General features: G+C 69.3%; 9 protein-coding genes. 4 read left to right on the top strand and 5 right to left on the bottom strand.

Annotated features, from left to right (window positions below):
- Positions 1-2: 2 nt before the first annotated feature.
- From fdhE to fdnG, 4 genes are read right to left on the bottom strand one after another with little or no spacing between them, the layout of a single operon-like run.
- A complete protein-coding gene (gene fdhE, locus J5Y10_RS02980) occupies positions 3-926 on the bottom strand; it encodes a formate dehydrogenase accessory protein FdhE (protein ID WP_209370552.1) in 924 nt (307 codons plus the stop codon).
- A 39-nt stretch (positions 927-965) separates the two neighbouring features.
- Positions 966-1,646, bottom strand: coding sequence for a formate dehydrogenase subunit gamma (locus J5Y10_RS02975; protein WP_209370550.1), 681 nt, complete (start codon positions 1,644-1,646; stop codon positions 966-968).
- The gene (gene fdxH / locus J5Y10_RS02970) at positions 1,646-2,665 is read right to left on the bottom strand and encodes a formate dehydrogenase subunit beta (protein ID WP_209370549.1); all 1,020 of its coding nucleotides are present in this window, start codon (positions 2,663-2,665) and stop codon (positions 1,646-1,648) included. Before fdxH ends, J5Y10_RS02975 begins: the two co-directional genes overlap by 1 nt.
- Positions 2,662-5,742, bottom strand: a complete 3,081-nt coding sequence (gene fdnG / locus J5Y10_RS02965) for a formate dehydrogenase-N subunit alpha (RefSeq protein WP_209371230.1) — start codon at positions 5,740-5,742, stop codon at positions 2,662-2,664. Before fdnG ends, fdxH begins: the two co-directional genes overlap by 4 nt.
- 395 nt (positions 5,743-6,137) lie before the next feature.
- On the opposite strand from fdnG, the gene hpnA reads away from it, so the two are divergent.
- From hpnA to J5Y10_RS02945, 4 genes are read left to right on the top strand one after another with little or no spacing between them, the layout of a single operon-like run.
- Positions 6,138-7,181, top strand: a complete 1,044-nt coding sequence (gene hpnA / locus J5Y10_RS02960) for a hopanoid-associated sugar epimerase (protein ID WP_209371229.1) — start codon at positions 6,138-6,140, stop codon at positions 7,179-7,181.
- Positions 7,182-7,184: 3 nt separating this feature from the next.
- Positions 7,185-8,321, top strand: coding sequence for a glycosyltransferase (locus tag J5Y10_RS02955; RefSeq protein WP_209370541.1), 1,137 nt, complete (start codon positions 7,185-7,187; stop codon positions 8,319-8,321).
- Positions 8,318-10,285, top strand: a complete 1,968-nt coding sequence (gene shc, locus J5Y10_RS02950) for a squalene--hopene cyclase (RefSeq protein ID WP_209370539.1) — start codon at positions 8,318-8,320, stop codon at positions 10,283-10,285. The genes J5Y10_RS02955 and shc overlap by 4 nt, the downstream gene beginning before the upstream one ends.
- Entirely contained in the window at positions 10,282-10,923 is a 642-nt protein-coding gene (locus J5Y10_RS02945) for a phosphorylase family protein (protein WP_342452821.1), read from the top strand. The genes shc and J5Y10_RS02945 overlap by 4 nt, the downstream gene beginning before the upstream one ends.
- Here J5Y10_RS02945 and hpnH read toward each other — a convergent pair.
- Positions 10,873-12,084, bottom strand: coding sequence for an adenosyl-hopene transferase HpnH (hpnH, locus tag J5Y10_RS02940; protein WP_209370538.1), 1,212 nt, complete (start codon positions 12,082-12,084; stop codon positions 10,873-10,875). The genes J5Y10_RS02945 and hpnH overlap by 51 nt on opposite strands.

The raw sequence follows: 12,084 nt of genomic DNA, 5'->3' as shown, positions 1-12,084 counted from the left end.
GCCTAGTAGCCGATCAGGAAGGGGTCGAAGCCGGCGCGCCGGTACTCGGTACCCTGCATCAGCAGGTCCAATCCCAGGCTCGCCACGTCGTCCGCCACGACCTCCAGCGAGGGATTGGCCTTGTGGTAAAGGATCTTCACCCAACTGCGGCAGGAATCGCAGGTCTCGGCCTTGATGGCCGGTTCCGCCCCACCCTCCTCAGCGGCCTTGTAGCCGATGCCCTTGGTGGAGCCGCAGGCCAGGCACTTGATCCGCACCTCGTTCCAATGCGTGCCGCAGAAGGCGCAGGCGGCGTAGCGCGCCCCCTCCGCCCCGGGCCGCTCCACGACGAGGGACGCGGCGGGCGGCCCGCCGCAGACCGGGCAGACCCCCATCTCGACCGGCACCAGCTTCGCCGCATCCAGCCCGGCGGCAAGCCGCGCCGCCTCGATCTGCGCGGCGGCGGAGAGGAAGAGGTGCTGCGGGATCGCCTCCAGCGGGACGGCATCGGCCACGACGTTGCCGAGCATCTCCCTCATGGACTCCTCGGGCGCCCGGCGCAGCCACTCCAGCGCGTCCTGCGCAGGCTGCGGCTTCGGCACGGGCAGCATGGCGTCAAGGAAGGGGCCGATCACCGCCCGAAGCCCCGGGGAGTCCCGGAAGGCGTTGCGGTCCAGCGGCGGCATCTTGCCCTCCCGTGCGCGCTCCACCTGGGCGGCAGGGATGGGCTCGGCGGGCGGCAGCGCATCGGCCACCGCCGCCTGCGTCTCGCAGAGCCCATTCAGGAAGCGGAGATAGGGGGCCATGTCCCCCGCCTGCGCCAGTGTCGCCAGGCGTTCCGCCCGCGCCCGGAACAGGCGGCGCGGGTCGGGAAGGAGGGCGAAGGGGGGCGGAAGAAGGCGCCCGATGGTGGAAGGATCGGGCTGGATGCTCTCGAAACCGGACATGTCATCTCGGCGGACCGGACCGGCCACGCCCCCCTTCCCTTATTCGGCCGGATCGATCCGGCGCTGCCGGGCCAGGTCGCGCAGCCACTTGCGGTGGTGCCGCCAGGCCCAGCCCGCCGTCACGTCGCCCCGCGTCATCGCCCGCAGCGTGCCCCGCGTCCATATGGCCGCATAGACGTGCAGGATGAAGATGCAGATGATCAGCACCGCCGCGATGGAGTGGGTGATCACGGCGATCCGACGGATGGGGATATCCACGTAGTCGGCGAAGTACTGCTCCCAGATCAGGACGCCGCTGGCGATCAGCACCAGGATCAGGCCCGCCATGCCCCAGAAGATGAACTTCTGGCCGGCGTTGTACTTGCCGAGCTCCGGCAGGTTCTCCTCATGCCCACCGAGCAGGTCCCGGATCTTCGAGAGCCACACCCAGTCCACGCGCTGCGGCAGGTTCGCCTTCCAGAGCTGGAAGAAGAACACGAAGAACGACACGAAGAGCACCACCCCGATCCAGGGATGGAGGGCCCGCGTGTTCTGCCCCCCGCCGAACAGGCCCGTGAGCCAGTAGAGCGAGGGGGTGAACAGCGCGAGGCCGGACAGCGCCAGCAGGATCAGGCTGAGTGCCGTGACCCAGTGGTTCAGCCGGGCCAGGGGACCGTAGCGGTCCACCGTGCTCGGCTTCCCCGGATGGATGGCGTCGCCGGGCTGGATACGCTCCACCATCAGCGGTGCTCCCCGCTGCCGGGGCCGTAGGTCTCCGGCTTGGGCGGCGGCACGGGCTTGCCCTCCACCAGGTCCTCGCCGTGCACGTCATCCTCCTGCGTCACGCGGTTGGGGCGGGCGAAGACGCCGTGGATGAGGCTGCCCGCCGCCAAGAAGCCCATGGCGGCGAGGCCCACATACTTCGTCACGCCCTTCCAGGTCTGCACGATCGGGGAGATGCGCGGGTTGTCCGGCAGGCCGGCATAGAGGCTCGGCCTGTCGTTGTGGTGCAGCACGTACATCACATGCGTGCCGCCCACGCCCGGCGGATCGTACAGCCCCGCATTGGCGTAGCCGCGGGACTTCAGGTCGGCGATCCGTCCCTCGGCGTGCCGCTTCATGTCCTCCTTCGTGCCGAACACGATGGCCTGGGTCGGGCAGGCCTTCGCGCAGGCCGGGCCCTGGCCCACCGCCACGCGGTCGGAGCAGAGGGTGCACTTGTAGGAGCGGTGATCCGCCTTCGAGATGCGGGGGATGTTGAAGGGGCAGCCCTTCACGCAGTAGCCGCAGCCGATGCAGTTCTCGTGGACGAAGTCCACGATGCCGTTCGTGTACTGCACGATCGCGCCCGGCGCCGGGCAGGCCTTCAGGCAGCCGGGGTCGGAGCAGTGCATGCAGCCATCCTTGCGGATGAGCCACTCCAAGTTGTCCGTCTCCGGGTTCACCCATTCCGTGAACCGCATGAGCGTGAACATGTTCTCAGTGAGGTCACGGGGATTGTCGTAGATCCCGTGGTTCTCGCCGATGTCGGGGTGGGTGTCGTTCCACTCGATGCAGGCGGACTGGCAGGCCTTGCAGCCGATGCACTTGGAGACGTCGATCAGCTTCGCCACGGGGGTGAGCTGCCGCTGCGGGGGCGGCAGGTCACTGGTGGCGGAGCGGCGGACGAGGTCCGCCTCCCCGAAGCCCGCGGCCACGGGCGTGACCGGCGGGTTGGAGACCGCGGTGTGCGGGCTCTGATAGGTGGTGCTACCGCTCATGACTGCACCCCCGGGGCTGTCGTGGGCTCAAGGTTGACGAGGAACGCCTTCACCGCCGGCGTCTCGATATTCGCCTCGCCCACGGGCATGGTCAGCGTGTTCACGCTGTGGCCCTTGCGCGCGGCGCCCATGAAGCCCCAGTGGATGGGCACGCCGACGATGTGCACCGTCTTCCCATCGCATTGCAGCGGCCGGATGCGCTTGGTGACGACGGCGCGCGCCTTCACCGAGCCGCGCTTGGACCACACGCGCACCCAGCTTCCCGCCGTCACGCCCCGCAGCGCCGCCAGCTCCTCCGAGATCTCGACGAAGAACTCGGGCTGCAGCGCGGCATTCACCCGGTTGTGCTTCGTCCAGTAGTGGAAGTGCTCGGTCAGGCGGTAGGAGGTCGCGAAGAACGGGAACTCGTCCGCATTGCCGAAGCGGCCAACGTCGCTCTCGAAGATGCGGCCGACCGGGTTGCCCCGCATGCGGCGGTTGAACACGTTCTGCACCGGGCTCTCGAAGGGCTCGAGATGCGCGGGGAAAGGCCCGTCCCGCATCAATCCCCGGGCGAAGAGGCGCGAGACCCCTTCCTGGTTCATGATGAAGGGCTGCACCTCGCCGGGCTTCGCGTTGACGCCGATATCCGGGACGTCGTCGCTCACCCACTTCGTGCCGTCCCACTCCAGCAGCTTGCGGCTGGGATCCCAGGGCCGGCCCTGCGTGTCCGCGGAAGCGCCGTTGTAGAGGGTGCGGCGGTTCAGCGGCCAGGCGAAGGTCCAGCCGGCATGGGTGCCCAGGCCCGAGGGGTCGCGGTTGTCCCGCCGGGCCATGTTATTGCCCGCCTCGTTGAAGTTGCCGGAATAGATCCAGCAGCCGCACATGGTGGAGCCATCGTCCCGCAGCTGGGAGAAGTTCACCACCTGCTTGCCCGCGGGCACCAGCACCTTGGACGGATCGGCCGGGTCCTTGAGATCGACGAGCGCGCGCCCGTTGATCTCGCGGGCCAGCTCCTCCGGCTCCGGCTCCCGCGGGTTGTGGTAGTCCCACGAGAGGTTCAGCACCGGGTCGGGGAAGGCCCCCCCTTCCTTCTTGTACAGCTCCCGCATGCGGAGAAGGATCTCCGCCATGATGGCGGTGTCCGGCCGCGCCTCGCCCGGCGGGGTCGCCGCCGGCCAGAACCACTGCAGCCACCGCCCGGAGTTGGTGAGAGACCCCTCGTCCTCCGCGAAGCAGACGGTCGGAAGCTGGATGACCTCCGTCTGAATGCTCCGGGTGTCCACGTTGTTGAACTCGCCGTGGTTCTCCCAGAAGCGGGCCGTCTCCGTCTCCAGCGGGTCCATCGTGATGAGGAACTTGAGCTTGGAGAGGGAGGAGGTGACCTTCGCCCGGTCGGGAACGGCCATCAGGGGGTTGAAGCCCTGGCAGATGTAGCCGTTCACCCGCCCCTGGTTCATCAACTCGAACATGCGAAGGATGTCGTAGGCCGGGACATCCAGCTTCGACAGGTAGTCGTAGCACCAGTCGTTCTCGGCCGCCGCCACCTCGCCCCACATGGCCTTCTGGAAGGAGACCATGAACTTGGAGTAGTTCTGCCAGTAGCTCGTCTGGCCGGGACGCAGCGGCTTGAACTGCCGCGACTTCATATAGGTGTCGTAGTCGGGCTCCGCCTCCGACGGCATGTTCAGGTAGCCGGTGAGGAGGTGCGACATCAGCCCCAGGTCCGTCAGGCCCTGGATGTTGGAGTGCCCGCGCAGCGCGTTCATGCCGCCGCCGCGCAGCCCGATATTGCCGAGGATGAGCTGCAGCATCGCCATGGCGCGGATGTTCTGCGCGCCGTGGGAGTGCTGGGTCCACCCCAGGGCATACATCGACGTCATGACCTTGTTCGGCGCGGACGTCTCCGCGATCATCTCCGCCACCCGCAGGAACTTGTCTTTCGGCGTGCCGCAGATGTTCGACACCATCTCAGGCGTATAGACGGAGACGTGCTGCTTCAGCAGGTTCCAGACGCAGCGCGGGTGCTGGAGCGTCGGGTCGACCTTCGCGAAGCCGTCCTCGCCGATCTCGTAGTCCCAGGTGCTGCGGTCGTAGTCCCGCTTCTCCTCGTCATAGCCCGTGAACAGCCCGTCCTGGTACCCGAAGCCCTCCTTCACGATGAAGGCGGCGTTCGTGTAGGCCTTGGTGTACTCCCACTGCACCTTGTCGTTGGTGATGCAGTAGTTGATCAGCCCATTCAGGAAAGCGATGTCCGATCCCTGCCGGATCGGGGCGTAGTAGTCGGAGACGGAGGCCGTGCGGGTATAGCGCGGGTCGACGACGATCAGCTTGGCGCCGCGATGCGCCTTCGCCTCCGTCACCCACTTGAATCCGCAAGGGTGCGCTTCCGCCGCATTGCCGCCCATGACGACAACGAGGTCGGCGTTCTTGATGTCGGTCCAGGAGTTCGTCATCGCTCCACGGCCAAATGTCGGGCCCAAACTGGACACCGTGGGGCCGTGTCAGACGCGCGCCTGGTTATCGAATCCGACGATCCCGAGCGCCTTGGCAACCTTGAAGGTCGCCCAGGCCGTCTCGTTGGTGGTGGCGGAGGCGGCGAGCATCCCGGTCGTGGTCCACCGGTTCACCGGCAGCCCCGCCTTGTTCTTCGCCACGAAGTTCGCGTCGCGGTCGTCCTTCATCAGGCGCGCGATGCGGTCCAGCGCGAAGTCCCAGCTCACCCGCTCGAACCGGTCGGAGCCGGGCTTGCGGATCATCGGATACTGCAGCCGGCTCTCCGACTTCACGAAGTCCTTCAGCGCCGCGCCCTTGGGGCAGAGCGTGCCGAGGTTCGTGGGGTGGTCCACATCGCCCTCGATGTGGATCAGTTCGGCCCGCTCGCCCTTGCGCCGGTCGCCCTTCGAGTAGGCGATGATCCCGCAGGCCACCGAGCAGTAGGTGCAGATGCTGCGCGTCTCGTTCAGGTTCGCGAGCTTCAGGGGCCTCACATGGGCCGCCACCGCGGCCTCCGCCTCACTGAAACCCATCGCCCCGAGTGACGTGCCAGCAACGCCCGCGCCGGCGACCTTCAGCAGGCCGCGCCGCGAGAGTTCCATGTTCATATGGTCCTCCCAGACCTAGTGCCGCGTGATAGAGATAACACCTGCATTAATACGCGGTTCCCGCAATACCGGGCAAGACACGGGCACGAAACGTAACTATCCGCCACGCGGTTGTTGAGGATGGTTCTCAGCTTCAGATTATCCATCCGGCAAGATGCTGGCTTGTCGATTCCTGCTGCTTCGGCCGGACAATCAGACCGCCCTATCTGACCGCCACGGACTTCGCCGGCCGGGCAGGACCGGTGCGCTCGATCGACTGGGCATCGACAACCCACCCGCCAAATTGAAGCCGGCGCCCGGCGGGCCTAGTTTCACGCCCGCGACCCTCCCGGGCACTCCGGGCGGCGCGACAGCAGGGGAAGCAGGCCATTCCTGACGCCGACCGGTCGATCGACACGCCGACCGCGCCCTCCCCGGGTCCCGCACCCTTTCCGCTCCGCCCCGGCGAAACGGCCCTCGTCACCGGCGCCTCCGGCTTCCTCGGCTCCTCCGTCGCGCGCGCCCTGGCGGCGCGCGGGCTGCGCGTGCGGGTCCTCCTCCGCCCCTCCAGCCCGCGCGGCAACCTGGAGGGGATGGGCTGGGAGCCCGTCTCCGGCGACCTGACCGACCCCGCCTCCCTCCGCACCGCGATGGAGGGGGCGCACTACCTTTTCCACGTCGCCGCGGATTACCGCCTCTGGGCGCCCGACCCCGCCGTGATCCACCGGGTGAACGTGGAGGGCACGCGCGACCTGATGCGCGCCGCCCAGGAGGCCCGGGTGGAGCGGATCGTCTACACGAGCAGCGTCGCCACGCTGAAGCTGGCCGGCGCCACCGGCCCGGTGGACGAGAACGCCCCGCAGGACCCCGCGGCGGCCATCGGCGCCTACAAGCAGAGCAAGACCGCGGCCGAGCGCGTGGTGGAGGCGATGGTGGCGGGCGAGGGGCTGCCCGCCGTGATCGTGAACCCTTCCACCCCCATCGGCCCGCGCGACATCCGCCCCACCCCCACGGGCCGGATCATCCTGGACGGCGCGCGCGGCAAGATCCCGGCCTTCGTCGAGACCGGGCTGAACTTCGCCCATGTGGACGACATCGCGGAGGGCCACCTCCTCGCCTTCGAGCGGGGGCGCATCGGGGAGCGCTACATCCTCGGCGGCCAGGACGTTTCCCTGCAGGACTTCCTGGCGGAGGTGGCGCGGCTGGCGGGCCGCCGTGCCCCGCGCGTGAGGCTGCCCCGCGCGCCCCTCTATCCCCTGGCCTGGGGCGCGGAGGCGGTGGCGCGCTTCACGGGGAAGGAACCGATCCTCACGGTGGATGCCCTGAACATGTCCCGCTACCGGATGTTCTTCACCTCGGCCAAGGCGCAGCGGGAACTCGGCTACACCGCCCGCCCATGGCAGGAGGGGGTATCGGATGCCATCGCGTGGTTCCGCGGCGCGGGGTATCTGTAGGGCATGTTGCTCCTCCTCGGCCTGGTTCCGGTCGCGATCTGGCTCGTCATGCTCCTCGCCCGCGGCGGCTTCTGGCTGTGCCGGGAGCGCGACGACCGCGACCTAGCGCCGGAGCCCGCCGCCTGGCCCCGCGTGGTCGCCGTGGTGCCCGCCCGCAACGAGGCGGACGTGATCGCCCGCTCCATCGGCAGCCTGCGCGGCCAGGACTATCCCGGCCCCTTCTCCGTGGTCCTGGTGGACGACGGGAGCACGGACAGCACCGCCGAGGCCGCCCGGGGCACAACCGGCCGCGCCCCCCTGGAGGTACTGCGGGGTGAGCCCCTGCCGCAGGGCTGGACGGGCAAGCTCTGGGCCCTTTCCCAGGGGGTTCGCCATGCCGGGGATGGCCCGGACTACGTGCTGCTGACCGATGCCGATATCGGCCACGATCCCGGCAACCTCCGGGCCCTGGTGGCGCGGGCGGAGGCGGGGCGCCTCTCCCTCGTCTCCCTCATGGCGGAACTCTCCTGCGCCACGGCGGCGGAGCGCTTCCTGATCCCGGCCTTCGTTTTCTTTTTCCAGATGCTCTACCCCTTCCGCTGGGTGGGGGATGCGCAGGCCCGCACGGCGGCCGGCGCCGGCGGCTGCATGCTGGTCCGGCGGGAGGCGCTGGAGCGCATCGGCGGCATCGCCGCCATCCGCACCGCCATCATCGACGACTGCAACCTCGCCCGCCGCCTGAAGGAGACCGGCCCCATCCGGCTGGACCTGACCCGCCGGGCGCGCAGCCTGCGCCCCTATGGCGGGGTGGCGGAGATCGGGCGGATGGTCTCCCGCTCTGCCTATGCCCAGCTCGGGTACTCGCCCCTGCTGCTGGCCGGGACCGTGCTGGGCATGGTCCTCACCTATCTCCTCCCGCCCGCCCTCGCCCTGTTCGGGGATGGCTATGCGCGGATCGCGGGGCTGGCAGCCTGGGCGATGATGGCGCTTGCCTTCCAGCCCATGCTCCGCTTCTACCGCGTCTCGCCTCTCTGGGGCCTGGCTCTGCCGGTCATCGGGGCGGCCTATACGGTGTTCACCCTGCAATCCGCCCTGCAGGTCTGGCGGGGGAAGGGCGGAATGTGGAAGGGACGGGCCCAGGCCATGACGGGCCGCGCATGAAGGACGTGCCGAACGATCTCGTCTCCGAGGCCGAGCCAGGGCTGGGCGCCGTCGAGGCCGGGATCTCCCGCGCCTCCGAGGCGCTGCTCCGCCAGCAGCGGGGGGACGGCCACTGGGTCTTCGAGCTGGAGGCGGATGCCACCATCCCCGCCGAGTACGTGCTGCTGCGCCAGCACCTGGCGGAACCGGACGACCTCGAGCTCGAGCGCAAGATCGGCAACTACCTCCGCCGCATCCAGGGCGACCACGGCGGCTGGCCGCTGTTCCACGGCGGCGGCTTCGACATCAGCGCGTCCGTGAAGGCCTATTTCTGCCTGAAGATGATCGGGGACAGCCCGGACGCGCCCCATATGGCCCGCGCCCGCGCCGCGATCCTCGCCCATGGCGGCGCTGGCCGCGCCAACGTCTTCACCCGCATCCTGCTGGCCATGTTCGGGGAGATTCCCTGGCGCCGGGTTCCCACCATCCCGGTGGAGATGATCCTGCTGCCGCGCTGGTTCCCCGTGCATATCGGCCGCATGTCCTACTGGGCGCGGACGGTGCTGGTGCCGCTGCTGGTCCTGCAGGCCCTGCGCGTGCGCGCCCGCAACCCGCGCGGCGTGCGGATCCAGGAGATCTTCGCCCCCAGGCGCCTGGCCTGGAAGCGGGCGCGCAGCCACAAGCACCCGGGCTGGGCGCTGTTCTTCAACGGGCTGGATGGCGGGCTGAAGGTGGCCGAGCCCTTCTGGCCGCGCACCCTGCGCAAGCAGGCCATCGACCGCTGCGTAGCCTTCGTGACGGAGCGTCTGAACGGCGAGGACGGGCTGGGCGCGATCTACCCCGCCATGGCCAATGCCGTGATGATGTACGACGCGCTGGGCTACCCGGAGGACCATCCGGATCGCGCCATCGCCCGCCACTCCGTCGAGAAGCTGCTGGTGATCCGGGAGGACGAGGCCTACTGCCAGCCCTGCGTCTCCCCGGTCTGGGACACGGCGCTGACGGCGCATGCCATGCTGGAGGTGGGCGGCGAGGCCGCCGAGGCCGCCGCCGCGCGCGGCCTGGAATGGCTGAAGCCCCTGCAGGAGCTGGAGGTGAAGGGCGACTGGGCCGAGTTGCGCCCGCATGTCCGCCCCGGCGGCTGGGCCTTCCAGTACCGCAACGCCCATTACCCCGACCTGGACGACACCGCCGTGGTGGTGATGGCCATGGACCGCGCCCGCGACCAGCTGGGCCTGGACGCGCGCTACGACGAGGCGATCTCACGCGGCACGGAATGGACGGTGGGGCTGCAGAGCGGCGACGGCGGCTGGGGCGCCTTCGATGCCGACAACACCCATTTCTACCTGAACAACATCCCCTTCGCCGATCACGGCGCCCTGCTGGATCCGCCCACCGCCGACGTCTCCGCCCGCTGCGTCTCCATGCTCGCCCAGCTCGGCGAGACGCGGGAGAACCCGCGGATGCGCGCCGCGCTGGACTACCTGGAGCGCGAGCAGGAGGCGGACGGAAGCTGGTTCGGCCGCTGGGGCGTGAACTACATCTACGGCACCTGGTCCGCCCTCTGCGCCCTCAACGCCGCCGGGCTGGACGGCACGGTGCCTTCCGTCCGTCGCGCGGCGGACTGGCTGATCGCCATCCAGAACCCCGATGGCGGCTGGGGCGAGGACTGCCAGAGCTACAAGCTGGACTACCGGGGCTACGAGCCCGCCCCCTCCACCGCCTCCCAGACCGCCTGGGCGCTGCTGGGGCTGATGGCCGCCGGCGAGGTGGACCACCCGGCGGTGGCGCGCGGGATCGAGTACCTCCGCCTCACCCAGGGCGAGGACGGGCTCTGGGCGCAGGACCACTACACGGGCGGCGGTTTCCCCCGCGTCTTCTACCTGCGCTACCACGGCTACCCGAAGTTCTTCCCCCTCTGGGCCATGGCGCGGTTCCGCAACCTGAAGCAGGGCAACGCGGCGCGCCCGCTGCACGGGATGTGAGCGGGGCCGCAAGCCCCGTCCTCGTGGCGACGGGGCTGCTGCGGGAGGCGCGAATCCTGGCCCGACCCGGGGTTCAGGTCGTGGCCGGAGGCGGCGACTCCGCCCGACTTCAGGCGGAACTCCACCGGAAGGCGGTTGGCGTGGCCGGCATCCTCAGCATCGGCATCGCCGGCGCGCTGGCGCCGGGGCTGCGGCCCGGGGATTGGGTGGTGGACGGCGAGCCTGCCTGGGCCGCCCGCCTGGAGGCCGCGCTCCCCGGTGCAAGACGGGGTGGCATCGTCGGGCAGGACCGGATGGCCGCGGACTCGGCGGAAAAGGCCGCCCTGCACTGGGCAACCGGCGCCCTGGCGGTGGACATGGAATCCCACGTCGCCGCCCGCGTGGCCGGCCGATACGGACTGCCCTTCGCGGCGGCCCGCGTCATCTCGGACGGCGCGGACCAGAGCCTGCCGCCCGCCGCGCGGGTGGGGATGCGGCCGGATGGCGGGATGGACCTGCCGGCCGTTCTGCTCTCCCTGGTCCGCAACCCCCTCCAGCTCCCCGCCCTGATCCGGACGGGGTGGGAGGCGGAGCGGGCCTTCCGGGCGCTACTCCGCGGCCACGATCGTCTCGGGCCCGGCCTCGCCGGTCCCGGTTGAACGCGTGATCTTCACCCGCGGGCCGTGCTTGGCCTGCCCGGCGGGCTTGGTGGCGCGGATCTCGGCCAGCTTCTTGTCCACATGGCCGGAGAAGACGTAGTCGGCCGGGCGCTGGTTATCGAGGGAGATGTCCTTCGCCATCGGCCCCTCGGTCCGGATGCCGCCGAGGGTCACGGCCAGCGCCTTGATGGGGTTGGTCACCATGTGCTGCACGGCCGAGGCCTCGAAGCCGGAATGGACCATGCAGTCGGCGCACTTCTCGTAGTTGCCGACGCCGTACTTGTCCCACTCGGTGTCGTCCATCAGCTCCTTGAAGGTCTTCGCGTAACCCTCGCCGAGCAGGTAGCAGGGCTTCTGCCAGCCGAAGACCGTGCGCGTCGGGTTGCCCCAGGGCGTGCACTTGTAGGCCTCGTTCCCCGCCAGGAAGTTCAGGAACATCCGGCTCTGCGTGAAGGGCCAGGCCTTGCCACCCCGCCCGCGGGAGAGGATGCCGCGGAACAGCTCCTTCGTCTTGTTGCGGTTCAGGAAGTGCTGCTGGTCCGGCGCCCGCTCATAGGCATAGCCGGGGGAGACGGTGATGCCGTTCAGCCCCATCGCCGTCACCTCGTCGAAGAAGCGGGCGGTCTGCTCGGCGTCGGCGTCGTTGAACAGGGTGCAGTTGATGGAGACCTGGAAGCCCTTGGACTTCGCCAGCTTGATGGCCTCGACCGCCTTGTCATAGACGCCCGTCTGGCAGACGGACTTGTCGTGCATCGCCTCGTTCCCATCCAGATGGATGGACCAGGTAAAGGCCGGGCTGGGCTTGTAGTCGTCGATCTTCTTCGCCAGCAACAGGGCGTTGGTGCAGAGGATGACGAACTTCTTCCGCTCCAGGTAGCCCTGGACGATCTGCGGCATCTCCTTGTGCAGCAGCGGCTCGCCGCCCGCGATCGAGACGACGGGCGCGCCGCACTCGTCGATCGCCTCCATGCACTCGTCGTAGGAGAGGCGCTGGTTCAGGATCTCGTTCGGATAGTCGATCTTGCCGCAGCCGGCGCAGGCCAGGTTGCAGCGGAACAGCGGCTCCAGCATCAGCACCAGGGGGTAGCGCTTCCGCCCGGAGAGTTGCTGCTTCATCAGGTAGGCCCCGATCCGGGCGGCCTGCAGCGCGGGAATGCCCAA

This window comes from Roseomonas indoligenes (genome assembly GCF_017813365.1).
Classification (GTDB): domain Bacteria; phylum Pseudomonadota; class Alphaproteobacteria; order Acetobacterales; family Acetobacteraceae; genus Roseomonas; species Roseomonas indoligenes.
This window is presented reverse-complemented; position numbering and strand designations above follow the sequence as displayed.